This window comes from Methylobacterium sp. Leaf104, assembly GCF_001422885.1.
Classification (GTDB): domain Bacteria; phylum Pseudomonadota; class Alphaproteobacteria; order Rhizobiales; family Beijerinckiaceae; genus Methylobacterium.
Genome location: NZ_LMMZ01000005.1, coordinates 24,262 through 49,166, shown reverse-complemented (window position 1 = coordinate 49,166; position 24,905 = coordinate 24,262). Strand labels below are relative to the sequence as shown.

21 protein-coding genes and 1 riboswitch are annotated in these 24,905 nt (G+C 68.3%); of the genes, 8 read left to right on the top strand and 13 right to left on the bottom strand.

Going from position 1 to position 24,905, the window contains the following annotated elements; translation table 11 throughout:
- Positions 1 to 23: 23 nt before the first annotated feature.
- From ASF49_RS06725 to ASF49_RS06715, 3 genes are all read right to left on the bottom strand, one after another.
- Complete coding sequence (locus tag ASF49_RS06725) at positions 24 to 2,300, bottom strand: TonB-dependent receptor (protein ID WP_082510937.1); 2,277 nt, start codon at positions 2,298 to 2,300, stop codon at positions 24 to 26.
- A gap of 154 nt (positions 2,301 to 2,454) precedes the next feature.
- On the bottom strand, positions 2,455 to 3,216 hold the full coding sequence (locus tag ASF49_RS06720; RefSeq protein WP_272481495.1) for a TetR/AcrR family transcriptional regulator: 762 nt from the start codon (positions 3,214 to 3,216) through the stop codon (positions 2,455 to 2,457).
- 321 nt (positions 3,217 to 3,537) lie between these two features.
- Positions 3,538 to 4,050 (bottom strand): methylated-DNA--[protein]-cysteine S-methyltransferase, encoded by a 513-nt coding sequence (locus tag ASF49_RS06715; RefSeq protein ID WP_056469675.1) that lies wholly within the window; start codon positions 4,048 to 4,050, stop codon positions 3,538 to 3,540.
- A 315-nt stretch (positions 4,051 to 4,365) separates the two neighbouring features.
- On the opposite strand from ASF49_RS06715, the gene ASF49_RS06710 reads away from it, so the two are divergent.
- On the top strand, positions 4,366 to 5,367 hold the full coding sequence (locus ASF49_RS06710) for an AraC family transcriptional regulator (protein ID WP_056469673.1): 1,002 nt from the start codon (positions 4,366 to 4,368) through the stop codon (positions 5,365 to 5,367).
- Positions 5,368 to 5,627: 260 nt separating this feature from the next.
- Positions 5,628 to 6,140 (top strand): helix-turn-helix domain-containing protein, encoded by a 513-nt coding sequence (locus tag ASF49_RS06705; protein WP_056469666.1) that lies wholly within the window; start codon positions 5,628 to 5,630, stop codon positions 6,138 to 6,140.
- Positions 6,141 to 6,592: 452 nt separating this feature from the next.
- Here the strand turns inward: ASF49_RS06705 and gcvP are convergent, their stop codons facing one another.
- The 3 genes from gcvP to gcvT form a co-directional block, all read right to left on the bottom strand.
- Positions 6,593 to 9,439: an aminomethyl-transferring glycine dehydrogenase gene (gene gcvP / locus ASF49_RS06700; protein ID WP_056469665.1), complete on the bottom strand. Its 2,847-nt coding sequence runs from the start codon at positions 9,437 to 9,439 to the stop codon at positions 6,593 to 6,595.
- 123 nt (positions 9,440 to 9,562) lie between these two features.
- Positions 9,563 to 9,925: a glycine cleavage system protein GcvH gene (gene gcvH, locus ASF49_RS06695; RefSeq protein WP_056469663.1), complete on the bottom strand. Its 363-nt coding sequence runs from the start codon at positions 9,923 to 9,925 to the stop codon at positions 9,563 to 9,565.
- A 48-nt stretch (positions 9,926 to 9,973) separates the two neighbouring features.
- Entirely contained in the window at positions 9,974 to 11,104 is a 1,131-nt protein-coding gene (gcvT, locus tag ASF49_RS06690; RefSeq protein ID WP_056469660.1) for a glycine cleavage system aminomethyltransferase GcvT, read from the bottom strand.
- Positions 11,105 to 11,155: 51 nt separating this feature from the next.
- Positions 11,156 to 11,264, bottom strand: a riboswitch (glycine riboswitch).
- A gap of 246 nt (positions 11,265 to 11,510) precedes the next feature.
- On the opposite strand from gcvT, the gene ASF49_RS06685 reads away from it, so the two are divergent.
- Together ASF49_RS06685 and trpS are read left to right on the top strand one after the other, a co-directional pair.
- On the top strand, positions 11,511 to 12,302 hold the full coding sequence (locus ASF49_RS06685) for an endonuclease III domain-containing protein (RefSeq protein WP_056469650.1): 792 nt from the start codon (positions 11,511 to 11,513) through the stop codon (positions 12,300 to 12,302).
- Between the two features lie 138 nt (positions 12,303 to 12,440).
- The gene (gene trpS, locus ASF49_RS06680; RefSeq protein WP_056469647.1) at positions 12,441 to 13,508 is read left to right on the top strand and encodes a tryptophan--tRNA ligase; all 1,068 of its coding nucleotides are present in this window, start codon (positions 12,441 to 12,443) and stop codon (positions 13,506 to 13,508) included.
- A gap of 46 nt (positions 13,509 to 13,554) precedes the next feature.
- Here the strand turns inward: trpS and ASF49_RS06675 are convergent, their stop codons facing one another.
- The 7 genes from ASF49_RS06675 to ASF49_RS06645 all read right to left on the bottom strand — a co-directional run bounded on the left by ASF49_RS06675 (position 13,555) and on the right by ASF49_RS06645 (position 20,290).
- Positions 13,555 to 14,208: a pyridoxamine 5'-phosphate oxidase family protein gene (locus tag ASF49_RS06675; RefSeq protein ID WP_056469645.1), complete on the bottom strand. Its 654-nt coding sequence runs from the start codon at positions 14,206 to 14,208 to the stop codon at positions 13,555 to 13,557.
- A 325-nt stretch (positions 14,209 to 14,533) separates the two neighbouring features.
- The gene (ilvC, locus tag ASF49_RS06670; protein WP_056469640.1) at positions 14,534 to 15,553 is read right to left on the bottom strand and encodes a ketol-acid reductoisomerase; all 1,020 of its coding nucleotides are present in this window, start codon (positions 15,551 to 15,553) and stop codon (positions 14,534 to 14,536) included.
- A 26-nt stretch (positions 15,554 to 15,579) separates the two neighbouring features.
- Entirely contained in the window at positions 15,580 to 16,227 is a 648-nt protein-coding gene (locus tag ASF49_RS06665; protein WP_056469638.1) for a TetR/AcrR family transcriptional regulator, read from the bottom strand.
- Between the two features lie 84 nt (positions 16,228 to 16,311).
- Entirely contained in the window at positions 16,312 to 16,950 is a 639-nt protein-coding gene (locus ASF49_RS06660; protein WP_056469636.1) for a glutathione S-transferase family protein, read from the bottom strand.
- 307 nt (positions 16,951 to 17,257) lie between these two features.
- Entirely contained in the window at positions 17,258 to 17,800 is a 543-nt protein-coding gene (gene ilvN, locus ASF49_RS06655; protein WP_056183565.1) for an acetolactate synthase small subunit, read from the bottom strand.
- A 118-nt stretch (positions 17,801 to 17,918) separates the two neighbouring features.
- Positions 17,919 to 19,694, bottom strand: coding sequence for an acetolactate synthase 3 large subunit (locus tag ASF49_RS06650; RefSeq protein ID WP_056469633.1), 1,776 nt, complete (start codon positions 19,692 to 19,694; stop codon positions 17,919 to 17,921).
- A 326-nt stretch (positions 19,695 to 20,020) separates the two neighbouring features.
- A complete protein-coding gene (locus tag ASF49_RS06645) occupies positions 20,021 to 20,290 on the bottom strand; it encodes a PepSY domain-containing protein (protein ID WP_056469631.1) in 270 nt (89 codons plus the stop codon).
- A 199-nt stretch (positions 20,291 to 20,489) separates the two neighbouring features.
- Between ASF49_RS06645 and ASF49_RS06640 the strand changes: the two genes are divergently transcribed.
- The 4 genes from ASF49_RS06640 (at position 20,490) to ASF49_RS06625 (ending at position 24,791) form a co-directional block, all read left to right on the top strand.
- Positions 20,490 to 20,987, top strand: a complete 498-nt coding sequence (locus ASF49_RS06640; RefSeq protein WP_056470049.1) for a chemotaxis protein CheW — start codon at positions 20,490 to 20,492, stop codon at positions 20,985 to 20,987.
- 28 nt (positions 20,988 to 21,015) lie between these two features.
- The gene (locus ASF49_RS06635; RefSeq protein WP_056469628.1) at positions 21,016 to 22,467 is read left to right on the top strand and encodes a CheR family methyltransferase; all 1,452 of its coding nucleotides are present in this window, start codon (positions 21,016 to 21,018) and stop codon (positions 22,465 to 22,467) included.
- On the top strand, positions 22,464 to 23,012 hold the full coding sequence (locus tag ASF49_RS06630; RefSeq protein WP_056469626.1) for a chemotaxis protein CheW: 549 nt from the start codon (positions 22,464 to 22,466) through the stop codon (positions 23,010 to 23,012). Before ASF49_RS06635 ends, ASF49_RS06630 begins: the two co-directional genes overlap by 4 nt.
- Positions 23,013 to 23,120: 108 nt before the next feature.
- Entirely contained in the window at positions 23,121 to 24,791 is a 1,671-nt protein-coding gene (locus ASF49_RS06625; RefSeq protein WP_056469623.1) for a methyl-accepting chemotaxis protein, read from the top strand.
- Positions 24,792 to 24,905: the final 114 nt, after the last annotated feature.

Sequence of the window (24,905 nt, the reverse complement as noted above, 5' to 3'; positions counted from 1 at the left end):
GGTCTCTCTCGCTTCACCCACCCTCAAAAATCCATCTGAGCCGAGAACAGGTAGGTCCGCGGCGTGCCGAGCGACAGGATCCCGGAGAAGGCGGATGAGTTCCAGTACCTCGTGCCGGCGACGTTCACGACGTCGGCACGCAGGGTCACCGGCTTTCCCCACGCGCCGAGGAACGTGTGGCGCAGTCCGACATCGAAGCGCGTCCAGTCCGGGATGCTCTGGGTGTTGTCCTGATCGTAGAACTGCCGACTCGTATGGATCACACGGCCAGTCGCCGTCAGACCCGGAAGCAGCCAGGGGGGCAGGTCGTACTCGCCGTAGAGGTTGAGCGTCAGTTCAGGCACGCCGGGAGCCACGTTACCATCGAAGGCTCCGGCCGCCGTTCGCACGAGGCGACCGTCGATCGCCGCGACGCCGCCGAGCAGACGTATGCCGGGGACCGGCTCGCCGAAGACGTTGAGCTCGATGCCGCGGTTCCGTTGCAGTCCGTCGGCCGTAAAGGCCAGCGAGACCGGGTTCAGCACCGCGTTGGGACGGTTGATCTCGAAAAAGGCAAGGCTCGCACCCACGGGACCGAAATCGTACTTGATGCCGACCTCCTTCTGGTCGGCGACGATCGGCGGCAGCACCGTGCTGGGTACGATCGGCGAGACCGGTGGCGCAACCAGCGCCTCGACGTAGTTGCCGTAGATCGAGAAATGCTCGGTCGGCTTGACCAGGAGCGCGGCGGCCGGGGAGATGACCGTCTTGTCGTAGCTCGACGTGGCAAGACCGAAACCCGGCGTGTCGGGTGTAAAGTTGAAGCTCTTGCCGGCGAGTTGCTGGACGCGTGCGCCGGCCGTGAGCTGCACTCGGCCGTCCAGGGACGACAGGGTGTCGGCGACGGCAAGGCTCCGGTAGATCTGCGAGGTTCCGCGCGCGTCGCCGATGTTCCGGTCCGTAAAGCTCGGGATCGCGATCGGCACGGGTGCATAGATGCTCGACGGGGTGGCGCTCGGCAGGAACTGCACCGCAACCGGATAGCTGACCTCGTTCCAGTAACCCGTTGCCGCGAGCGACGCCGTGTGGCGGACCGGACCGGTGTCGAAGCGGGTCCGCACGCCCGTCTCGGCCGTGTAGGTCTCGTTGTCGAACTTCTGCCGGACGAAGGTGTTCGAGAAGGCGCCCGTCGACGAGGTCAGGAACTTGAAGCTGGAGAGGTCGTCCTCGTTCAGGACGCCAGCACCGAACGCCGCGTAGACGGTCGTATTCTCGGTGACATCGTACTCGAAGCGCGTCGCACCGAGGAACGACTTGGTCTTCTGGTACTGGCCCGGCTGATCGAGGTTGCGCGACAGCCTAGGAGCGGACGGGATGTCGATGCCGGGCCCAACGAACAGGAAGCCGCGATTTCGGGTGTAGGTGCTGTCCTGGTAGGCAAAATCGAGGGAGGCACGGAAACGGTCGCCGCGATAATCGACGGCGAGCGAGCCGAACCCGAGATCGAGCCGCTCCTTGTCGATCGCGGTCTCGCCCTTCTGGTAGACGCCATTGGCGCGGACGCCCCATTCCTTCTGCTCACCGTAGCGGCGGCCGACATCGACCATCACGCCGCCTTGGCCCTGCGAGAGGAAGAACGGCGTGATGCGCGTCAGCGGTTCGTCGTAGGCCCGCTTCGGGACGATGTTGATGCTCCCGCCGACGCCGCCGTTCGGGGCAGCGCCGTTGATTAAGGCGCTCGGCCCTTTCAGGACCTCGACGCGCTCGGCGTTAAAGACGAACGGCCGACGAAAATCGCCGATGCCGAACAGTCCGTCGAAACCGTAATCGGCTGGTTGCAGGATGAAGCCGCGTACGAGAACCGACGACCCGTAAGCGTCGCTGAGCGATCCGACCGCCCGCACCGACGGATCGTTGGCGACGACGTCGAGCAGACTCTTCGCCTGCTGGTCGCGGATCAGCTTCTCGGTATAGCCCGCCGTATTGAACGGCGTATCGAAGACGCCTCGGTTGCCGAGCACGCCGAGTCGGGTGCCGGAGCCGAGCTGGCCGCCCGCATAGGCCGGCGGAGGCTGACCGACGATACCGGTCGGCAGAGGCTGGCCGTTCTTCGCCACCGACGATCCCTGTCCGATCACGGACAACTCTTCGAGGTCGACCTGCGCTTGGGCGGAAACCTCCGTGACCAGTCCGATAGAGGCGAGGCCGCCGACGAGAACGAGGTGCCCTACGGCGGACGGTTTGGCGGGTTGCTGCCGCCGCCCATTTCGCGGGCACAGCATGTCGAGTGTGCCTGCGCACGTTGGGACCTGCTTTGCCATATCGCATCAACCTCCGAGAGATTGAAGCGATAGGCGAAACGGGACGTTCGAGTCCAGTTAATTTCCAAGCAATATCAAAGATCTAACTTGGAATAATTCCATTTTTTGGTTGTGCCTGTGTCATGTAGATCGATGGGATGACCGGGCAATCAATTCAACCCTCGGTTCTGGAGTTCGCTGTCGCCTCGCCACCAGTCGGGTCTGGCATCAAGCTCACTTGCCGAGGGGCTGCTCCAGCCAGGAAAAAAGTCCAGGCTGCTGTGAAGTATTCCTCCCGTGCACACATCTCTCGGTATCGGTCATCGCCGAGCATCGCCGCGATCAATGGCTTGATCGAGGTCGCGTAGAGCAACTGATCCGCGAGAAAGAAAGCCTCATCGCCGACGAGATGACCCGCAGCCTGCGCATTTTTGACGAGGATGGCAAAACGTTCCATCACCGGATCTTCCCGGGTCGGAATGGGCTTGATTGCACCGAATGCCATTGCCTCACCGAGGGCGACACGGTTGAGCGCCAGGAACTCCGGGCGCAGATTGATGTCCAGGATGACGCGCGCGTATGAGCGCAGCTTTTCCATAGCAGTCCCGTCGGTGCTCACGGCTTGATCAAGTTCGGGGATCAGCGTTGCATGCAGGCGCGCCATCAGGGCTGAAAAAAGGGCGGATTTTGTCGGATAACGTCGATAGACCGTATCCTTGCCAGCTCCACATGCGGCGGCGACCTGTTCCATCGAGGTTGCCGCAAAGCCCTGCGTCGCGAATAAATTTGAAGCGACATCCAGGATGCGCGACGCGAGTTCCGCACTTTGATCTTTCGTCGGCCTTCCTCCCCGCGAGGTCTTGATCGCGGAGCGTATCGCTCCCGAAGCCCGCTCGTGGGAGACCGGCGTCCGCTCTCGTGATCCTGCTTTAGGCAACTGGAAGCCCTCATCTCTTCAAAGCCTACGGATCGACGGTTTTCGTTTGGAAGCGGTCTAACCTGCTGTTGCGACCAACGGCAATCGGTCTGTTGGTGGGATGCGTCCGCGAGGGTGGTCGGGGTCAGCGATCGCTTTCGCGCGACGCTGGACGGGTTACGAATGGCAAGTCCGGGTCGAAATCGGCCCCGGCAGCGGGTACCAAGCGTCAGATTTTTGCCGCTGGTTCGACGTTGTATCGATACGCAAATGCCTGCGAAATCTGGAGGAAGGCGATAGTTTCGCCGCGCCTCCGAAAGGCGCCAGGATGCGACGGTCTCCTCAGAGCAGACGGGCCTGCGCGGATGGCCCGGCGCCCTGGCGCCGTTCCAGTTCCAGCAGGAAGCGCTTCGTCTCGAGGCCGCCAGCAAACCCGGTCAGGGCTCCGCCGGCGCCGATGACCCTGTGGCACGGCACCACGATGGGCAGTGGGTTGGCGCCGTTGGCCGCACCCACGGCCCGGCTGGCGCTCGGGCGCCCGATCCGGCGAGCGAGTTCGCCGTAGCTGATCGTCTCGCCCGGTGGGATCTCGGCGAGCGCCTGCCAGACCAAGTGCTGAAACGGCGTCCCTCGTGGTGCGAGGGCGAGATCGAAGCGGGTGAGGCGCCCATCGAAATAGGCAGCGAGCTGGGCGCGAGCCTGTGCGAAGGCGCGGTCGTCGCGCTGCCAGTCCGGGGCCGGCGTCACCGCACCCCGCCCAACGGGAAAGCCGATGCGGGCCAGCGCCCCATCCGTCCCGGCGAGGACCAGCGGACCGATCGGGGTCGGAAGGATCGTGTAGCGCAGTCCCGGCATCGTCGACCCCGTCCGTAAAATCCGTCACGCGCGACGGCCCTGCCGGCCGGCTGCGGGCGCTATCGGGGCGCCGGTCCACCTTTCGTCCTGCGCCTACAACTAAAAGAGGAGAAAGCCAACCTAGAGTCTGTGTTCCATCCGGCTCCTCCACAGATGCGGGCGAGAGCCTGGTCGCAAATCATCAACGTATCGTAGGAAAATAGCTTGCGTGTGCAGGAGGTGCTGTCCTTACGTGCAGGCAAGTCTTGATTCCTCGTCCTGACATGAGAGCGCCGCGCGACATCTCGGCGATCGACAGGATTTCAGGTGCGCACGATGGCGGGTCATCCGCATCCCGAGCCGATCGTCCGGCTTCCTCGGATACATTTCTCCGCGACGATCGCCTCGCCGCGTCAGCTTCAGCGATTCAACGATCACGGGGGCATCGCGGTCAATTTCGACACGCAGCACTCGACCACGCCCGAAATCACGCTCACCGGCTTCCACAGCGAGCCCCTGAGCCTGTGGCGGACGCACTCCGCCAGCGGGTTCGTCACCAAGCCGAAATACGATGCCCGCCTGCTCTCGATCCGGTTCGTGACGGCCGGGCACATCGTCTATCGGCGCCGGAGCGGGGCGGTCGAGGGGATGCCGACGCATGCGACGCTCGTCAATTTCGACGATCTGCGCGAGACTGAAGCCTCGAGCGCCTTCAGTGCGGTCAGCGGAACCTTTGGGGTCGATGTCCTGATCGCCGCGCAAGCGGCCCTCACGGGCGGCCGCGAGCCCGACTTGGCCCAGCTCGCTCCCGTCGCCGACGTGGCGGCGCCCGGCATACGGTCCCTGTTCCTCACGCTGCGGCAGGCCCAGCATCGAATCGAGGAAGCCGACAGGCACGACGACCTGATCTTCCCCCTTATCCAAGAGGTCCTGAGCTACCAGCTGCTGTCGGCCTGGCCGAGGCGCGTCGCATCGGTCCCGTCCAGTGCCATGGACATTTCCTCCCGCAGCCTCCGGGCGGCACTGGATTACATCGAGGCAAATCTGTCGCAGGCCCTGACCTTGGCCGATATCGCGGCGGCTGCCGAGATCAGCGTCCGCTCGCTCCAGGACAAGTTCCGGCGGGAGATCGGATGCACGCCGGTCCAGTTCATCATCGAACGGCGCCTGGCGCGGGCCCACGCGGATCTGGTCTCGTCCACCACGGAGCCCCTGTCCATCGCCGACATCGCGCGCCACTGGGGTTTCGTGCACATGGGCGACTTTGCGCAGAGGTACCGCCGCCTCTATGGCCGCACGCCCACCGAGACGCGCCGGAATAACGGCCGCCCGGCGTGAGTCCGTCAACGGTACGATCATGCTTGTCAAGATTGCGCAGGTTCGTATCGATATCGCGAAAACTTGACACTTACCTTAATCGGCCATACTATAACCGAAGTAGGACGCTGTTGACTTTCCGATGGTGGTAGCCAGAGTACTTCGGGGTTTGGGCGAAGGGCGTGTCGATGTGCTTTCGCGATCCCGGTTGTATCTGCTGCCCAAGCCTATGATGTGCGTTGTGAGCTCTCCGTCGATGGTCAAGCCGCACGTGTCGCCAGATGCCGTATACTGAACCCACCCTCGCTTGGCTCGAGAATCTGAATCGGCGCGAACTCGTCGCGCCGCAGGCGTATGCCAAGGACGCCGCCGCGGGCCCGATCGGGACCCGAATGCCGGCCGTCGACGTCGTTCCCCCCGGCCTCGAGGACGAACTCCAGAAGCGCCTCGGACAGGTCGTGTTCTCGACGCTCTGCGAGAAGCTCGGCAGGCCGAATGTGGTGCCGACGGAGATGGTTCCGACGGAGAGCGATGCCGAGGCCGACGGTCTGACGGCCGACCACCTGCGGGCCGCGCGGGCCTTGCTCAACTGGTCGATGTCCGACCTGGCCCTGAAGAGCGGTCTGTCCATCTCGACGATCAAGCGCGTCGAAGTGGAACCGCAGGACGTGACCCGGCGGAGCTATCGACTCGTGGTCGAGACGTTCCGGCTGGGCGGCATCCGCTTTCTCACCCTCGATGACGGCACCATCGCGGTCGCCAAGGTCGTCCCGGCCACCCCCGGCGTCGCTTAACTCCCGCAATCGCAAGGCTCCACGTCTCGGCGCCCCACCGGGTGATCCGATCGCCCGGACCCGGCTTGGCTTGGCTTCCCCGCGGCGTCGTCGGCCGGGTGCGCTCCCGGATCGGAAAATCGCGTTCACCGGTGACGACGTCGCGTGGTCCGCGCATCCGCGCGTTTCCCGACCTTCGATGCCGGTGGTCGGGAGACGGGTTTCGCTGCGCGGATGGAATGTATTCCCCGGTGATCAACAGGCTCGATGCTTGTGGATAACCCTAAGGTCAAGTTGCAGCCACAATCGAGCGGAAGGTTCGGCGCTCGGCTGTTTCAGCGGAGGCTGTCATGACAGTGACGATCTTTGATCCTCTGACCGGGAAGATGGTAACCATCACGCTGCCCGACCGTGTCTAGGACGGGTCGGCGCTCCCGCCCCGGGGTGGGACGGGAGCGTTCGACGGACGGGCGCTACTCTGCCGCCTCGCTGTAGGACTCCACGGGCGGGCAGGCGCAGACGAGGTTGCGGTCGCCATAGGCGTTGTCGACCCGGTTGATCGGGGGCCAGTACTTGTCCATCCCTAGGCTTCCGGAGGGGAAGCACGCCGCCTCGCGCGAATAGGGGCGTTCCCAGGTCCCGACGAGATCGCGCACCGTGTGGGGGGCGTGCTTGAGGGGATTGTTCGCCTTGTCCATCCGCCCCTCCTCGATCGCGCGGATCTCCTCGCGGATCGCCAGCATGGCGTCGCAGAAGCGGTCGATCTCGCCCTTGGTCTCGGATTCGGTGGGTTCGATCATCAGGGTGCCGGCCACCGGCCAGGACATGGTCGGCGGGTGGAAGCCGCAATCGATCAGGCGCTTGGCGATGTCGTCGACGCTGACGCCGGCGCTCTTCTGGAAGGGCCGCACGTCAACGATGCACTCGTGCGCCACCCGGCCGTTGGCACCGGAATACAGCACCGGGTAGGCGCCCTTCAGGCGGGACGCGATATAGTTGGCGTTGAGGATGGCGATCCGGGTTGCCTGGGTCAGGCCGCGACCGCCCATGAGCAGGCAGTAGCTCCAGGAGATCGGCAGGATCGAGGCCGAGCCGTAGGGGGCGGCCGAGACCGCGCCCTCCTCTCCGTTGCGCGGGTCGGAGGGCAGGAACGGGATCAGGTGCGCCTTGACGCCGATCGGACCCATGCCGGGGCCGCCGCCGCCATGCGGGATGCAGAAGGTCTTGTGCAGGTTGAGGTGGCTGACATCGGCGCCGATGTCGCCGGGTCGGGCGAGGCCCACCAGGGCGTTGAGGTTGGCCCCGTCGAGGTAGACCTGCCCGCCATGGCCGTGGACGATGTCGCAGATCGCGCGGACCTGGACCTCGAACACCCCGTGGGTCGACGGGTAGGTGATCATGCAGGCGGCGAGCTTGTCGGAATGCTGCTCGGCCTTCCGGCGAAAATCGTCGAGATCGACGTTGCCCTGCGCATCCGCGCCGACGACCACCACGCTCATGCCGCACATCTGCGCCGAGGCCGGGTTGGTGCCGTGGGCCGAGGACGGGATCAGGCAGACGGTCCGGTGCGCGTCGCCCCGCGACAGGTGGTAGGCGCGGATGGCCAGCAGCCCCGCGTACTCCCCCTGCGCGCCGGAATTCGGCTGCATCGAGATCGCGTCGTAGCCGGTGATGGCGCAGAGCTTCTCGGACAGATCGCCGATGAGGACCTGATACCCTTCCGCCTGATCCACCGGCACGAAGGGGTGGATCTCGGCGAATTCCGGCCAGGAGATCGGCAGCATCTCGGCGGTGGCGTTGAGCTTCATCGTGCAGGAGCCGAGCGGGATCATCGCCCGGTCGAGAGCCAGGTCCCGGTCGGCGAGGCGGCGCATGTAGCGCGTCATCTCGCTCTCGGCCCGGTTCATGTGGAAGATCGGGTGCGTCAGGTAGGGCGAGGTCCGCACCAGCCCGGCGGGCAGGCGGGTCTCGGGCCAGGCCTCGTCACAGGCCGGGTCCGTGGCCCCGAAGGCGCGCCAGACGGCCTGGAGGATGTCGGGGCGGGTGCGCTCGTCCACCGTGATGCCGATGCGGTCCGCGCCGACCTTGCGCAGGTTGACGCCGTTGGCCACCGCCTGTCCGAGGATCAGGCCCTGGAAGGCGCCGACCCGTACGGTGATCGTGTCGAAGAAGTGCTCCGGCTCCACCGTGAACCCGAGGGCTTCCAGGCCGCCGGCGAGGCGCACGGCGTCGCGGTGGACCCGGGCGGCGATGGCCTTGAGCCCGCGCGGGCCGTGGAACACCGCATACATCCCGGCGATGACGGCGAGCAGCACCTGCGCGGTGCAGATGTTCGACGTCGCCTTCTCGCGGCGGATGTGCTGCTCGCGGGTCTGGAGCGCCAGGCGGTAGGCCCGGTTGCCGCGGGCATCCACCGAGACCCCGACGAGCCGCCCCGGCAGGGTGCGCTTGTGCGCGTCGCGGGTGGCCATGTAGGCCGCGTGCGGGCCGCCATAGCCCATCGGCACGCCGTAGCGCTGCATCGAGCCCACGGCGATGTCGGCGCCCATCTCGCCCGGCGAGGTCAGGAGCGTCAGGGCCAGGGGGTCGGCCGCCACGACCGCGACGGCACCGGCCGCGTGCAGGTCGGCGATGGGCCGGGTCAGGTCGCGGATGCCGCCGCAGACGCCGGGATACTGGAAGATCGCGCCGAAGACCTGGGCGGGGTCGAGGTCGCTGGCCGGATCGCCGACCACGATGGTCCAGCCCAGCGGCGCGGCGCGGGTGCGCAGCACCGCGATGGTCTGGGGCAGGCACTCGGCATCGACGAAGAAGCTGGTCCTTCCATTGGCACAGATCCGCTGGGCCATGCCCATGGCCTCCGCGGCGGCGGTGGCCTCGTCGAGGAGCGAGGCATTGGCGATGTCGAGCCCGGTCAGGTCGCAGACCAGGGTCTGGAAGTTCAGGAGCGCCTCGAGGCGGCCCTGGCTGATCTCGGGCTGGTAGGGCGAGTAGGCGGTGTACCAGGCCGGGTTCTCGAAGATGTTGCGCTGGATCACCGGCGGCATGGTGGTGCCGTGGTAGCCCTGCCCGATCAGCGAGACGAGGAGCCGGTTCTTGTCGGCGATGCCGCGCATGTGCTCGATCACCCGGCGCTCGGTCATGGCGACCCCGAAATCGAGGCGCTCCTCCTGGCGGATGTCGGCCGGCAGGGTCTCGTCCATCAGGGTGTGGAGGCTCTCGGCGCCCACGACGCCCAGCATCGCGTCGATTTCCTGCGTCGTCGGGCCGATATGGCGGCGGTTGGCGAAATCGTAGGGGTCGTAGCGGTCGTGGGGCATGAGGGCCTCGTCGGGAGGGATGAATTCAAATGCGCCTCGTGCGCGTCCCTCTCCCCACCGCAAGTCGGGCCTGCCCGACTTGCGCACGCGAGATCGGTAGGGGGAGGGTTTGGGGTCCGCGCGTTACTTCGCGAACTCGGCGTAGGCGGCCTCGTCCATCAGCCCGTCGAGGCTGGCCGGATCGTCGAGGCGGATGCGATAGAGCCAGCCGGCGCCCTGCGGGTCGGCGCCGACGCTGGACGGGTCGGCCACCGCCGCCTCGTTGACCTCGGTCACCTCGCCGGAGACCGGCGCGTAGACGTCGGAGGCCGCCTTCACCGACTCGACCACGGCCGCGGCCTCGCCCTTGGTCAGCTTGGCGCCGACCTTCGGCAGCTCGATGAAGACGAGGTCGCCGAGTTGCTCGGCCGCATGGGTGGTGATGCCCACCGTGGCGACGTCGCCGGCGCAGTCCAGCCACTCGTGCTCGTCCGTGAACTTCCGCATCGCTCTCTCCTGGTTGATGGCAAGGTCGGGGTGATGGAACGGGCCGGATCAGGTCCGCTTGAAGCCCGCCGGCACGAAAGGCAGGCCCGCCACCGTGACGGCGAGGCGCTTGCCGCGCACCTCGGCGAAGACGCGGGTGCCGGGGGCGGCGAGCGCGGCCGGCAGGTAGCCCATGGCGATCGGCGCCTGCAGGCTCGGCCCGAAACCGCCGGAGGTCACTTGGCCGACCGCCGCGCCGGTCTCGTCGGCGAAGAGCGGCGCGCCCGCCCGCACGGGCGTGGGTCCGTCGGGGGCCAAGCCGACGCGCCTGCGGGCCGGGCCGGCCTCCAGGGCGTCGAGGATGCGCCCGGCGCCGGGAAAGCCGCCGGCCCGGGCGCCGCCGCGTCGGCGCACCTTCGGAATGGCCCAGGACAGGCCGGCCTCCACAGGGTCGGTGCCGGGATCGATGTCGTTGCCGTGCAGGCACAGGCCCGCTTCGAGGCGCAGGGAGTCGCGGGCGCCGAGCCCGATCGGCAGCACGGCCGGATCGGACAGCAGCGCTTCGGCCAGGGCCTCGGCCCTGTCCTCGGGGACGGAGATCTCGAAGCCGTCCTCGCCGGTATAGCCGGAGCGGGTGACGATGGCGGATGTGCCGAGGAGGCCGAGCATCCGCACGTCCATGAAGCGCATCTCGGCCACCTCCGGTGCCAGACGGGCGAGGACCTCCTCCGCACCCGGCCCCTGCAGGGCGACGAGGGCTCGGGCCAGCACGGTCACCTCGCAGATGTCCGACAGGTGCGCTCGGAGGTAGGCCTCGTCGGCCGCCTTGTTGGCGGCGTTGACCACGAGGAACAGGCTGTCGCCGCAATGGGCGACCATGAGATCGTCGCGGATGCCGCCCGAGCCGTCGAGCAGGAGTCCGTAGCGCTGTCGGCCCGGCTTCAGGCCGAGCACGTCGATGGGAAGCAGGGTCTCCAGGGCGCGCGCGGCATCGTCGAGGTCGCCCGAGCGCGGGGTGAGCCGGATCTGGCCCATGTGTGAGACGTCGAACAGGCCGGCCTGGGCCCGTGTGTGCAGGTGCTCCTTGAGCAGGCCGGCCGGGTACTGCACCGGCATGGCGTAGCCCGCGAACGGAACCATCCGGCCGCCATGGCGGAGGTGCAGGGCATGCAGGGGGGTGCGGGCCACATCAGGGGACATCGGATCTCTCCACGACACAAAGCCTCCGGAAGCGCGAATGAGCGTTTCCGGCTGCCCCCATCTGTCGCGGTTACCTGAGAGCTTCTCCCCAACCGCGAATGCGGTTCGGGATTTCTCCTTCGGTGGACGCCGTCAGGCGCCTCTCTCCAGATTGTCCAACGGTACGGTGATTGTGCCTGAGAGTTTCCGGGGGTGGTTGCTCCGTCGGCGCCATGGTTCAAGGCTTCTGCGTGTGAAACGCTCGACCTGGGCTCTCCCGTATCGTCTTTGATGACCGGTTCAGGGTTTCACATTGCACTGCATCATGCAAGGCGCTCTACCCGGCTGGCACGTTACGCTTTGCCAGATCCGTCAGCACCGGCATGGCCGTCGGGAACCACGGAGACTCGGGCTGGATTCCTCCAGCATGCCGATCGCATCAGGGCACGACCTCGCCGGCCCCCGCCCCCGCCGGACCCGCTCCGCAAAGCCCGCAGCGGCTGCGGTCGACCCGGCCCTGACCGACAAGGCGCTGGCGATCCACGCGCGCCTCTGTCCGGTCTACGGCTGCCCGATCCCGTACTTCCATAGCCTCGACCCGTTGAGCGAGCTCGTGTCCTCACTCCTGTCCCATCGGACCCGCAACGCCGAATCCGGCCGGGCCTTCAAGGCCCTGCGGGCGCGCTACCCCGACTGGGCGCGGATGCTGGCCGCGCCCGTCTCCGAGATCGAGGCGACGATCGCCGGGGTGACCTGGCCCGAGCTGAAGGCGCCACGGCTCCAGGCGATCCTCTCCGCCGTGCAGGCCCGTCACGGCGCGCTCACCCTCGACTTCCTGGAGGACATGGCGGTGGAGGAGGCCCGGGCCTGGCTCGAGGCGATTCCCGGGGTCGGTCCGAAGACCAGCGCGGCGGTGCTCTCCTTCAGCGTCCTGCGGATGCCGGCCCTGCCCGTGGACAGCCACCACCACCGGGTGGCCCAGCGCACCGGGCTCATCGGGCCCCGCGTCGATGTCGGGCCGTCGCACCCGATCCTGCGCGCGCAACTGCCCGCCGACTGGAGCGCGCAGGCCCTCTACGACAACCACGAAGTGCTGATGCTGCACGGGCAGAAGGTCTGCCACCACCGCAATCCCGCCTGCGGGCGCTGCGTCCTCCTCGACCTCTGCCCCGAAGGACAGGCCCGCATGGGCGCCGGCGGGGCGATCCGCGAGCCGTGACGGGGTCGGCGTGATCGGCGCCTCGCCTGGACCGATCAGCCTTGACCGGTTCCGGCGCGGCGTTCAGAAACCGGCGCTCGGCCGTGCCGGTCTTGCCGGCGGCCGCCTCACCCCAATCCGCACGAGGACCCCGCCGCGATGACCGCGTTCAAGGAACTGGTGTTCTCGGGCGTACAGCCGACCGGGAACCTGCATCTCGGCAACTATCTCGGCGCCATCAAGCGCTTCGTCGAGATGCAGGCACGCGATGCGCAGTGCCTGTACTGCGTCGTCGACATGCACGCGATCACCCTGTGGCAGGACCCGGCCGCGCTGAAGGGCCAGATCCGCGAAGTCACCGCCGCCTTCCTCGCGGCCGGCATCGATCCGAAGCGATCGATCGTCTTCAACCAGAGCCAGGTGCCCCAGCACGCCGAACTCGCCTGGATCTTCAACTGCGTGGCGCGGCTGGGCTGGCTCAACCGCATGACCCAGTTCAAGGACAAGGCCGGCAAGGACCGGGAGAACGCCTCGATCGGGCTCTACGCCTATCCGGTGCTGATGGCGGCCGACATCCTGGCCTACCGCGCCACCCACGTGCCCGTGGGCGAGGACCAGAAGCAGCACCTCGAACTGACCCGCGACATCGCCCAGAAGTTCAACAACGATTTTTCGGATTCCATCGCGGCGCATGGACACGATGCCGGGGAAGGCTTCTTCCCCGTCACCGAGCCGCTGATCGGCGGTCCGGCCGCCCGGGTCATGAGCCTGCGCGACGGCACCAAGAAGATGTCGAAGTCGGACGCCTCCGACAATTCGCGCATCAACCTCACGGACGACGCCGATGCGATCGCCGCCAAGGTGCGGAAAGCCAAGACCGACCCGGACGCCCTCCCCTCCGAGGTGGCCGGCCTCGCCGGTCGCCCCGAGGCCGACAACCTGGTGGGCATCTTCGCGGCCCTGAAGGACGTCTCCCGGGAGGATGTGCTGCGCGATTACGGCGGCGCGCAGTTCTCGGCCTTCAAGGGCGCGCTGGTGGAACTCGCCGTCGAGACCCTGGCGCCGCTCGGCGCCGAGATGAAGCGCCTCGTGTCCGACCCGGCCGAGATCGACGCGGTGCTCGCCGACGGCGCCGAGCGCGCCGAGGCCATCGCGGCCCCGACCCTGGACGCCGTCAAGGACATCGTCGGCTTCGTCCGGCGCGGGCCGCGCCTGCGGATGGTCTGAGGTAGCCCGCCCTCTCCCCCGACGAAGAGAGGGCGGGCTCGCTGTTTCAGCTCTCGCCGCGCGCCACCCGAGCCTCGTACTCGGGCAGCTCGATCTTGCCCTCCTTTGCCACGCGGGCCTTGTCCTCCTCGGGGATGACGTCCGCGACCATGTCGAGGCGCTTCCAGAGGGCGAGCGGCGTCTCCTTCTCGGGAGTCGGGACGTATCGGTTCTGCGCCACCTTCTGGTACTTGTGGATGTAGCGCGGGCAGTTGACCCAGGCCTTCGTGACCTCGACGCGGACGAGGTACTTGGCTTCCGTGTACTCGGCCAACAGGGGATCGTCGCGCAGCATCCGGGCATGGCCCTGGACGCGGACCCGGTGCGGGGTCTCGAAGTCGATGAACAGCAGGCCGACCTTGGACTGGCCCTCGATGTTGCCCATCGAATACCACATGCCGTTGCCGTCGAAGCCGGGGAACACCAGCGTGTTGCCGTCGATCACCTTCACGAATCCCGGGCTTCCGCCCTTGTAGGAGACGGTGGGCATGCCGTCGGGGTCGACGGTGGAAAGGAAGAACATGTCCCGGCTGCCGATGAAGGCGGCTTCGGTCTCGCCGATCCCGTCCTGCACCCAGCCCGTATCCAGGCGCTCGGCGAGCTTGACGGTCTTGAACTCTTCCTGCAGCGCGCGATGCGCGTCGTAGTAGAGCGATGCCATGGGGGTCCTCCGCGTTTCGGCTGCTCTCGTCTGGGCGACCGTTGCGCGGGATGATCGCGGGAAACCCGCCCGAGCACAACAGCGGTGCGGATCCTTCAGCCCCTCCGCGGGAGAATGGGGTCCGCAAAGGAGGTCGGCTGGGGAATCCCCGACCGGAGACGATGCTTCCCTCGCCCCGCTCGGCAAGGTGTCCGCCCCCGCCGGAGAGAGACGGTTCGCACGGCCGTGAAAAAGCCGGCGCCGATTGCGCGGCGCCGGCTTCATCCAAGACGCGCAGCCGAGCCAAGCCCGACCGCGCCTTCGAAGAAACAGGTCTTGGAAAAGATCAGTTCTTGGACTTGTCGACGAGGGCCTTCTCGGAGATCCACGGCATCATGCCGCGCAGCTTGGCGCCGACTTCCTCGATCGGGTGGGCGGCGAGCTTGGCGCGGGTGGCCTTGAACGAGGTCTGGCCGACCTTGTTCTCCAGCATCCAGTTGCGAGTGAAGATGCCCGACTGGATGTCGTTGAGGACGCGCTTCATCTCGGCCTTGGTCTCCGGCGTGACGATGCGCGGGCCGGTGACGTACTCGCCGTACTCGGCGGTGTTCGAGATCGAGTAGTTCATGTTGGCGATGCCGCCCTCGTAGATGAGGTCGACGATGAGCTTCACCTCGTGCAGGCACTCGAAATAAGCCATCTCGGGGGCGTAGCCCGCCTCGACCAGGGTCTCGAAGCCGGCCTTGATCAGCTCGACGAGGCCGCCGCAGAGCACGGCCTGCTCGCCGAAGAGGTCCGTCTCGCACTCCTCCTTGAAGGTGGTCTCGATGATGCCGGCGCGGCCGCCGCCATTGGCCGAGGCGTAGGACAGGCCGAGGTCGTGGGCGTTGCCCGAGGCGTCCTGGGCGATGGCGATCAGGGTCGGCACGCCGCCGCCCTTGAGGTACTCGCCGCGCACGGTGTGGCCGGGACCCTTCGGGGCGACCATGAGCACGTCGAGATCCTTGCGGGGCTCGATGAGGTTGAAGTGCACGTTGAGGCCGTGGGCGAACAGGAGGGCGGCGCCCTGCTTCATGTTCGGCTCCAGCGACTCCTTGTAGATGTCGCCCTGGAGTTCGTCGGGGGTGAGCATCATGACGACGTCGGCCTGCTTGGCGGCGTCGGCGACGTTCATCACCGTGAAGCCCTCATGCTCCGCCTTCTTGGCGGTGGCCGAGCCCTCGCGGAGCGCGATGACGATGCCCTTGACGCCCGAGTCGCGCAGATTCAGCGCGTGGGCATGGCCCTGGCTGCCGTAGCCGACGATGACGACCTTCTTGCCCTTGATCAGGTTGAGGTCGGCGTCGCGATCGTAATAGACCCGCATGGGTTGGTTCCTCTTCTCGTGGGGTGTCAGGGTCGGGCCTGGCCGTAGAGGGCCAGGAACTGATCGACGGCACGGGCCGCGTCGCGTCGGATCTCGGCGGCGTCGAGGTCGAGGGCGTCGCCGAGAAGAAGTCTGATCTGGATGTCGCGCCCGACCAGACCCAGGAAGGTCCGGAAGGCCGTCTCGCTGTCCTCGAAGGTCAGGAACCCGGCCGCGCGTCCCGCCTCGAGCACGGGCTTGACCCGCCCGCCGATGGCGAGCCGCCCGTTCGCCAGCACGATGCCACCGAGGTTGCTCTTGCGCGAGCCGGCATGCGCGATGGCGATGCGGTTGAGCACCACCGAGGTGCGGCCCGCGATGACGTCGAGCCAGGTCACCGCGAAATCGAGCAGGCGGTCGCGCAGGGTGGCCGCGTCGAGGGCGCTCCCGGCGTCGCGCCCCGCATGGACCCGCGAGGCCTGCCAGCGCACCGTGGCGGTGAGGAGACCGTCCCGGTCCCCGAACCACTTGTAGAGAGTCTCCTTCGAGCAACTCGCGCGGCGCGCCACCGCATCCATGGTGAGCTGGTCGCCTTCCTCGACGAGGAGGGCGAGCACTGCATCGAGCACCGCCTGCTGGCGGGCCGAGGGCGCGTCGTGCACCGTCTCGTCAGGGAGTGCCGAACTCGGGGTCATGCTTCGAGGGTGCCAGTACCGTACCGTACGGTACGCGGCTCCCTAAGCCGATTCGGCCGTGCGGGCAAGGGGCCTCGCCCAATCTCAACCGGGCAGTCTGAGGCCTTCGCGGGCGAAGACCGCCTGGACGGCGGGGCGCGCGGCCATGGCGCGGGCATGCGCCGTCCAGGCGGGAAAGCGCTCGGCCATGTCGAAGCCCAGCGCCGGTCCGCGGCCCCAGATCCAGAACAGCAGCAGGTAGGGATCGGCGACGCTGTAGGCTTCGCCGACGGCCCAGCCGCCGTTGCAGAGCTTGACCTCCGTCATCGTGAACAGGTCGCCGCAGGTCTCCACCCCCTTGGCCTGGATGCCTGGGACAGCGGACTCGTCACCCGTGTAGCGCTCGGCCCGGCGGATATGTGCGTAGGCGATGTGGTGGCCGGTGGAGAGCCAGCCGAGCCATTCGTCCACCCGGGCCTGGTCGCGCGGCGCCTCCGGCCAGAGGCCGGCCCCGGGATGCGTGCGGGCGATGTGGCGCAGGATCGCGGTGTTCTCGGTGAGAACCCACTCTCCCTCCACCAACGCCGGCACGCGGCCGCGCTCGTTGACGGCGAGGTAGGCAGGCGCCCGCTGGTCGCCCTTGGCGAGGTCGAGGCGCACGGTCTCGTAAGGCGCCCCCGTCTCCTCCAGGGCGATGTGGGAGGCGAGCGAGCAGGCGCCGGGGGCGTAGTAGAGCGTGGTCATGAAGGTCCTTCCAGGTCGCTTCAATCGGCGTCGAGGCCAAGTAGGGCAGCGGGCCTGTGCTGGACGTTCGCGAGCATCTCGTCCGGCCTATGATCCAGGATGCGGAGCGTGCGCTCCTGCCAGGCGATGGATCGCTCCTGATTCCGAGGCACTCGACTTCGATGGATTGCCCGATCCTGAAGCCGCACTGCGATCCGAGCCCGCCGAGAGTCCGAAGAACAAAATCGTGCGCGGATCGCGTCAGCCTGGCTTCCGACGCGCGATCCTCCACCAGAAGGGCGGCGCATCACGCGCAGGTGCGCCGAAGCTACATCGGCTCGGCGCCGCGCCCCATCGCGGCGATGCCGGTGCGGGAGATCTCCACGAGGCCGATCACCGTCATCAGGCCGATGAAGCGGTCGATCTCCTCGGTGGTGCCGGTGACCTCGAACACGAAGGAGTTCAGCGTCGCGTCCAGGGTCTTGGCGCCGAAGGCGGCCGCGAGGGTCAGCGATTCGGTGCGGTGCTCGCCGGTGCCCGCCACCTTGACCAGGCAGAGCTCGCGCTCGAGGGCCTTGCCCTGGAGGGTGAGGTCGACGACCCGGTGCACGGGCACCAGCCGGTCGAGCTGCGCCTTGATCTGCTGGATCACCGCGTCGGTGCCGGCGGTGACGATGGTGATGCGGGAGAGGTGGCGCGCCACCTCGGTCTCCGACACCGTCAGGCTCTCGATGTTGTAGCCCCGGCCCGAGAACATGCCCGAGATCCGGGCGAGCACGCCGGGCTCGTTGTCGACGATGACCGCCAGGGTGTGCCGGTTGATCGGCTCGACCCGGCCGGCATCGGGATAGTGCGTGTTCATGGCGTTCATGGCGTGCCCCGGATCTAGCGTCTTGCGATGGCGTGTCGTGTGCGGCCCGGCCGGGCCGATCGGATGAGACCGGGTGCGGCGGCGCCCGGTCCGAGTGCGTCAGGATGGGTCCGGAGGCTCAGACCAGCATCTTGCCCTCTGCGGAGATGACGTCGCCGAGCTCGACCCCGGTCTCGCCGAGGTAGTCGGACAGCAGCATCTCGTTATGCGCCTTGCCCGACGGGATCATCGGGAAGCAATTCTCCTTCTTGTCGACGACGCAATCGAAGACGACCGGGCCGTCATAGTCGAGCATCTCGGCGATCGCCGCGTCGAGGTCGCCCGGCTTCTCGCAGCGGATGCCCTTGGCGCCGTAGGCCTCGGCCAGCTTGACGAAGTCCGGCAGGCTCTCGGAGTAGCTCTGCGAGTAGCGCGAGCCGTGCAGGAGCTCCTGCCACTGGCGCACCATGCCCATGTACTCGTTGTTCAGGATGAAGATCTTGACCGGTAGGCGGTACTGCACGGCCGTGGACAGCTCCTGCATGTTCATCAGGATCGAGGCCTCGCCGGCGATGTCGATGACGAGGCCGTCCGGGTGGGCGAGCTGGGTACCGATGGCCGCCGGCAGGCCATAGCCCATGGTGCCGAGGCCGCCGGAGGTCATCCAGCGGTTCGGCTCGTCGAACTTGAAGTACTGCGCCGCCCACATCTGGTGCTGGCCGACCTCGGTGGTGACGTAGGTCTCCCGATCCTTGCAGGCCTCGTAGAGGCGCTGCACGGCGTATTGCGGCTTGATGATCGTACCCGACGGCCAGTAGGCGAGGCAGTCGCGCGCCTTCCAGGTGCGGACCTTCGTCCACCAATCCTCCAGGCGGGCCTTGTCCGGCTGGCGCGGCAGCGCCTTCCAGGCGGCGAGCATGTCCTCCAGCACCGAGCCGCAATCGCCGACGATCCCGACATCGACCTTGACGACCTTGTTGATCGACGAGGCATCGATGTCGACGTGGATCTTCTTCGAGAACGGCGCGAAGGCGTCGAGGCGGCCGGTGATGCGGTCATCGAAGCGCGCGCCGATGCAGACCATGACGTCGCAATCATGCATCGCTAGGTTGGCCTCGTAGGTCCCGTGCATGCCGAGCATGCCGAGGAACTGGTCGTCGGACGCCGGGAAGGCGCCGAGACCCATCAAGGTCGAGGTGACGGGAAAGCCCGTTTCGGCGGCGAGCCGGCGCAGCAGGGCCGAGGCGTGCGGGCCGGCATTGATGACGCCGCCGCCGGTGTAGAGGATCGGTCGGCGGGCCGACGCCATCAGCTCGATGGCGGCCTGGATCTGACCTGCATCGCCCTTGAAGGCCGGCTTGTAGGTCTTGTGGCCGTTCTGGGTCGGGCGCTCGTAGACGCCGGACGCGAACTGGATGTCCTTCGGCAGGTCGATGACGACCGGGCCGGGGCGGCCGTTGGCGGCGACGTAGAACGCCTCGTGCAGGATGCGCGGCAGGTCGTCGATCGATTTGACCAGGTAGTTGTGCTTCGTGCAGTGGCGCGTGATGCCGACCGTGTCGCATTCCTGGAAGGCGTCCGTGCCGATCAGGTGCGTCGGAACCTGACCGGTGATGCAGACCAGCGGGATGGAGTCGAGCAGCGCGTCGGTGAGACCCGTGATGATGTTGGTGGCACCCGGACCCGAGGTGACGAGCACGCAGCCGACCTTGCCGGACGAGCGGGCATAGCCCTCCGCCGCGTGGACGGCGCCCTGCTCGTGGCGCACGAGGATGTGCTTCAGGGTCTCCTGGTGGAAGAGCGCGTCGTAGATCGGCAGTACCGCGCCGCCGGGATACCCGAACAGCGTGTCGACACCCTGATCCTGAAACGCCCGGATGACCATTTCGGCCCCGGTCATGACCTCGCCGCCCATCGTCCTGCTCCTTGAAACTGTCTGTGCTGCTCGTGTCGTCCGGCGCGTCGCGGCAATAAAAAAGGGTCCCGAGGGACCCTGCATGCGCCACCATTCGGATCGCGGACCCTGTTGTCAGGTCCGCCCCGTCGGTGGCGCTTTCGTTACGATAAGGATGGCACGCATCGCGTCTTCGTCTGCCTCGTTCGTCCGCCCGAGAGAGCGAATCGAAAAATCGTGTGGGGTGTCATACCGGAGGCCGAGACACCGGTCAACGCCGGGACGCACGATCTTGCCGGTTCCGGCGTCATGCGGTCCGGGATAACGGGCGTCGGACGGAGGCCGACCTACTCGACCGGAACTTCGCCCAGGATGGCGCCGGTCTTCGGATCCGCATCGAACCGCATGCGCCGCCCGTCCTTGATCCCCTCGCCGTCCCAGTGCCCGTCATCGGCTTCGAGCTTGGTGATCTCGCTGTAGCCGGCACGCGTCAGGGCCTGCTTCGTCTGAGCCGGGGTCAGCCAGTCCGCGCCGGGCGTATCGGCCGCCGCCACCCCGGGACCCGCCAGGAGGACGGTCAGGAGAGCGGCACGGGCGGCATGGGCGTGTCGGGACATGCGAAGGCTCCTGGGACGGGACGGTGCGGCGAGCGCCGGCGCGGAAGAGTCTAGGGGCGATCGAGCGGCTTCGCGAGTGCGGAGTCCGGAGCGAGACCACGGATTCGTGTTTGCCCCCTCGCGCATCGCCGTCCTATCAAGGCCGAGGTCCGCGCTCGGATCGCGTCCGGTTCCGTCCCGCCCACGAGGATATTCGCCCCTGTCCGAGACCAGCGCTTTCCTTCTCCTGGACGTGGCGGGCGTCCCCTGCGCGCTCGCGCGGACGTCGGTGAGCGAGGTGCTGCCGCTCCCGGATCTGCACCTGCCGCCGGCTGGGGGCGGGCCCTTGGCGGGCTTCCTCAATCTCGGCGGCACCCCCGTGCCTGTGGTCGACCTCGCCCGGCTCCTCGGTCTGCGCACCGACGCTGCGCGCGGCGCAGCGGAGGATGCCTACCGGCACATCCTCCTCGATGCGCCACGGGGCACCGGTTTCCTGGTCGACCGCGTCGAGGACCTGATCACGGTCGAGGACGCGGCGCTCCGCCCGATCGTGGCGGAGTGCACGCTCAACGGCTGCGTGGTCGCCGAGATCGCGCGCGCGGACGGATTGGTCCACGTGCTCGGTATGTCCCGCCTCCTGACGGCGGAGGAGCAGGCGCGCCTGTCGGCCCTGGCCGATGCGGCGGCCGAGCGCCTCTCCGCGCTGACGGCCGCCTGACCCGGTCGCGACCCGGCATGCCGCGCCCATGACGCGTCCGCCGCGCTCCGGCCCGGAGGTCGATCCGGGCTTCCCCGCCCTCAAGGCCCGGATCATCGCGCGCACCGGCCACCACTATTATGCCGACAAGGACGACCTGCTGTTCGACCGCTTGCGCAAGCGCTTCCGGGCACTCGGGGTCGCGGATTCGACGGCGTATGCCGCCTGCCTCGACGACCGCCTGACCGGCGGCCCGGAATGGGCGGCGCTCGAGGCCGAGATCACCATCAGCGAGACGTTCTTCTTTCGCTACGCGGAGCAGTTCGCGGCCCTGCGCAGCACCATCCTGCCCGCGCTGCTCGCTGCCCGTGCGGCCGAGCGCACCCTCCGGGTCTGGAGCGCCGGCTGCTCCACGGGAGCCGAGCCCTACTCGATCGCCATCCTGCTGCACGAGCTCCTCGGGTCTGCCCTGCCCGAGTGGCGCGTCTCGATCCTCGGCACCGACATCAGCACCGCCGCCCTCGAGACCGCGCGGGCGGGAATCTACGGCCGCTGGGCCCTGCGCACCCTGCCCCCCGGCGAGCGCCTGCGCTACTTCGTGCCGGGTCCGGCGGTCGCGGGGCCGGGCCGCGACGGCACCTACGCCCTGCGTCCGGAATTCCGCCGGATGGTGCGCTTCGAGCGACGCAACCTGATGGACCTCCTCGATGTCCGCGCCGCCCCGCCCATGGCCGAATTCGACCTCATCCTCTGCCGCAACGTGCTCATCTACTTCGAGACCGAAATCGTCCTCGGCATCGTCCGTGGGCTTGGCCGACGCCTGACCCGCGAGGGCTGGCTCCTCATCGGCCATGCGGAACCGAATCCCGCCATCGCGGCGATGCTGGAGCCCGTGAACCTGCCCGGGACCGTCGCCTATCGCCCGCGCGGCGCGGTTCCGACCGTCGTCTCGCCGGCGCCCTGGGTGCCGGCGCCGATGCCCGACCCCGAGCCGTCTCCCGGTCCCGCCTTCGCGCCCGCCATCGCGGTGCCGGTTCCGGCAGAGGTCGGACCGTCCGGGGCCGGGATACCGATCGAGCCGGAGGCCGACGGGACGCCGGGCGATCTGGAGCGGATCCGGCTGCTGGCCGATGCCGGCGAGACCGCGGAGGCCTGGCGGGCGGTGCGGGGGGCGATCCAGGCGGCACCGACCGATCCTGTCCTGCACTACTACGAGGGCCTCCTCGCTCACAGCCTCGGACGGGAGGCGGAGGCCGAGCGCGCCTGGCGCGGCGCGCTCTACCTCGACCGCGCCTTCGTGATGGCGCATTACCAGCTCGGTCTGCTGATGATCGGCCTCGGCCGGCGCTCGGACGCGGCGCGGGCCCTCGACAACGCCATCCGTCTGGCCCAAGCCCTGGCCCCCGATGCGGTGGTGGCCGAGGGGGATGGGCTCGGTCCGCACGAGCTCGCGCGCAGCGCCGCCCTTGCCCGTGCCGGCGTGACAGGAGAAGGGCCGTGACGCAGACCCGGGCCGAAGCCCCCGCCGCCCGCCTGCAGGCCCTGCGCGCCGAGCGCTCCCGCCTGCTCGCCCGGCGCCGACTCGCGACGGCCGAGGCGGGGACGCCGACCCGCGCCGTCCTCGTCTGTGCCTGCGGCGACGACCGCTTCGCCCTCGCCCTCACCCAGGTCGCGCAGGTGCTGCCGGCGCGGCCCGTGACTCCCCTACCCGGGGCGCCGCCGGCGATCCTCGGCGTCATCGCCATCTCCGGCCGCGTCGTCAGCCTGATCGCCCTGGGGCGCGCCCTCGGACGCGGCACCCAGGCGGCGAGCGGCGAGGGCCACGTGGTCCTGCTGCGCGGGGGCGCAGTTCCGGTGGCGCTCGCCGTCGACCGCGTCCTCGGGGTCGCCGAGATCGCCGAGGCGGCGGAGGCCCCGACCTTCGGCGAGGCCGGTTTGAGCACCGAGGCGGTTTCGGGCTATGCCCCGCCCGGCGCCGGACCGGATGGGGAACCCGGCTTCGTCATCGTCGATGTGGCGCACCTGCTGCGCCGCTACCTGACGTGACCGACCCTGCCCCGTTGCCGCTCCGGCGGTGAGACTTCTCGTGATGCCGAGACCCCGGGGCGCCGCCTGCCACGGCCTCGGTCGATTTTCCGAAGCCTGGAGCCCCACGTGTCGATCTCGATCGGAAAACGCATCCTCCTCGGCTTCGTCGCCATCACCGTCGTCATCGTGGCGCTCGGCTTCTATGCCCTCGGGCAGATCGGCGTGGTGCGCGACACCACCGATGCCATCGTCACCCGCGACCTCCTGGTGGGGCGCCAGCTCGACGACCTCGCCAACAAGGCCCGCGACATGGGTCTCCAGCGCCGCAACGCGATCATCGCGCTGCTGATGCGGGCCCGGGGCGGCCCGGAGCGGGATGACGGCTCCGCCTCGTGGCGACGGACCGCTACGGAGGCGGACGCGATCCTGGCCGAGCTCGTCCGCGCCACGGAGGGCTATCGGGCCCGCTCCGCATCCGAGGAACGCGCCCTCGCCTGGCGCAAGATCAACGGCGTCGCCATCGAAGCCATGGCCGAGCTGCGCGAGCTGCGCAGCGCGAGCGAGGCGCAGCTCGCCGCCGTCGTCGCCAAGGATGTCGATGGGGTCGAGGCGCGCAACGAGGCGCTCAACCGCAGCCAGGAGATGTTCCTCAACGACATCGAGCGGACCCGCAACGCCCTCGACGAGGGCATCGCCGCCGGGCAGCGCAGCGTCGCCGATCTCTACGAGCGCAGCCGTCTCTCCATCCTGCTGACGCTGGCCGCCTGCATCGTTCTCAGCATCCTCATCACCCTGCTGATCAGCCGCGCCGTGGTGCGGCCCCTGGAGGCGGTGATGGCCTTCGCCGAGCGGGTCGGCGAGGGCGACCTCTCGGGCACCCTCGACGCCCGCGGCAAGGACGAGATCGGCCGGCTCGGGCGCACCCTCAACCGCATGGTGGCGGGCCTCGCCGATCTCGCCCGGACCAACCGGGCCGCCACCTCGGACCTCAACGCAGCGGCGGCCGAGATCCGCGCCTCCGCCCAGGAGCAGGCGGCCAGCGTCGAGGAACAGTTCGCCGCGGTGCAGGAAACGGCCGCCACGGTCGACGAGATCACCCATTCGGGCGCCCAGATCGGCAAGCGCGCCGGCGAGGTCATCGCCACCGCGCAATCGACCGCCCAGACCTCGAGGGCCGGCCTGCGCGCGGTGGCCGACACGGCCCGCGCCATGGACTCGATCCGCGAGCAGGCCGAGGCGGTGGCCGGAAACATCGTCGCGCTCTCCGAGAAGACCCAGGCGATCGGCGACATCATCACCACGGTCAACGACATCTCGGAACGCACCCACCTCCTGGCGCTGAACGCCGCCATCGAGGCGGCGGCGGCCGGCGAGAGCGGGCGCAGCTTCGCGGTGGTGGCCTCCGAGATGAAGCTCCTGGCCGACCAGGCGAAGGCGGCCACCGGGCAGGTCCGCACGATCCTCGGCGAGATCCAGCGCGGCATCAACACCTCGGTCATGCTCACCGAGGAGGCGGTCAAGCGCGCCGCCACCGGCAAGGCCCGCTCCGACACCACGCAGCGGACCATCGAGGAGATCACCGCCCGGGTCGAGGAGAGCGTGCAAACTTTCCAGCAGATCGTCGCCTCGACGAACCAGCAGCAGCTCGGCATCGAGCAGGTGATGGGCGCCCTGCAAAACATCCGCCAGGCGAGCCAGCAGACCGCCGCCGGCACCCGCGAGGTCGAGGCGGCCTCCGCCAATCTCACCGAACTCGCCCAGGCCCTGATGGCGCTGGCCGAGCGCTACCGGCACTGACACGGTTTTCGGATTTCCGAAGCGCCGGAAGGATCTGGAAGCGCATGGTTCACGAATGGCTTCGCGCGGATTCCGTCGGTTCGGAACCCGCCGCAACCCTGGGACGGCCTTAGG

What these genes read in the sequence shown, in the direction of transcription:
- ASF49_RS06710 (WP_056469673.1), top strand. Translation starts at nt 4,366, where the DNA reads ATGGCGGGTCATCCGCATCCCGAGCCGATCGTCCGGCTTCCTCGGATA.
- ilvC (WP_056469640.1), bottom strand. Translation starts at nt 15,553, where the DNA reads ATGCGGGTCTATTACGATCGCGACGCCGACCTCAACCTGATCAAGGGC.
- ASF49_RS06650 (WP_056469633.1), bottom strand. Translation starts at nt 19,694, where the DNA reads ATGGGCGGCGAGGTCATGACCGGGGCCGAAATGGTCATCCGGGCGTTT.
- gcvH (WP_056469663.1), bottom strand. Translation starts at nt 9,925, where the DNA reads ATGCGGAAGTTCACGGACGAGCACGAGTGGCTGGACTGCGCCGGCGAC.
- ASF49_RS06715 (WP_056469675.1), bottom strand. Translation starts at nt 4,050, where the DNA reads ATGCCGGGACTGCGCTACACGATCCTTCCGACCCCGATCGGTCCGCTG.
- gcvP (WP_056469665.1), bottom strand. Translation starts at nt 9,439, where the DNA reads ATGCCCCACGACCGCTACGACCCCTACGATTTCGCCAACCGCCGCCAT.
- ASF49_RS06665 (WP_056469638.1), bottom strand. Translation starts at nt 16,227, where the DNA reads ATGACCCCGAGTTCGGCACTCCCTGACGAGACGGTGCACGACGCGCCC.
- ASF49_RS06685 (WP_056469650.1), top strand. Translation starts at nt 11,511, where the DNA reads ATGCCGATCGCATCAGGGCACGACCTCGCCGGCCCCCGCCCCCGCCGG.
- ASF49_RS06635 (WP_056469628.1), top strand. Translation starts at nt 21,016, where the DNA reads ATGACGCGTCCGCCGCGCTCCGGCCCGGAGGTCGATCCGGGCTTCCCC.
- ASF49_RS06705 (WP_056469666.1), top strand. Translation starts at nt 5,628, where the DNA reads ATGCCGTATACTGAACCCACCCTCGCTTGGCTCGAGAATCTGAATCGG.
- trpS (WP_056469647.1), top strand. Translation starts at nt 12,441, where the DNA reads ATGACCGCGTTCAAGGAACTGGTGTTCTCGGGCGTACAGCCGACCGGG.
- ASF49_RS06675 (WP_056469645.1), bottom strand. Translation starts at nt 14,208, where the DNA reads ATGGCATCGCTCTACTACGACGCGCATCGCGCGCTGCAGGAAGAGTTC.
- ASF49_RS06725 (WP_082510937.1), bottom strand. Translation starts at nt 2,300, where the DNA reads ATGGCAAAGCAGGTCCCAACGTGCGCAGGCACACTCGACATGCTGTGC.
- gcvT (WP_056469660.1), bottom strand. Translation starts at nt 11,104, where the DNA reads ATGTCCCCTGATGTGGCCCGCACCCCCCTGCATGCCCTGCACCTCCGC.
- ASF49_RS06645 (WP_056469631.1), bottom strand. Translation starts at nt 20,290, where the DNA reads ATGTCCCGACACGCCCATGCCGCCCGTGCCGCTCTCCTGACCGTCCTC.
- ASF49_RS06660 (WP_056469636.1), bottom strand. Translation starts at nt 16,950, where the DNA reads ATGACCACGCTCTACTACGCCCCCGGCGCCTGCTCGCTCGCCTCCCAC.
- ilvN (WP_056183565.1), bottom strand. Translation starts at nt 17,800, where the DNA reads ATGAACGCCATGAACACGCACTATCCCGATGCCGGCCGGGTCGAGCCG.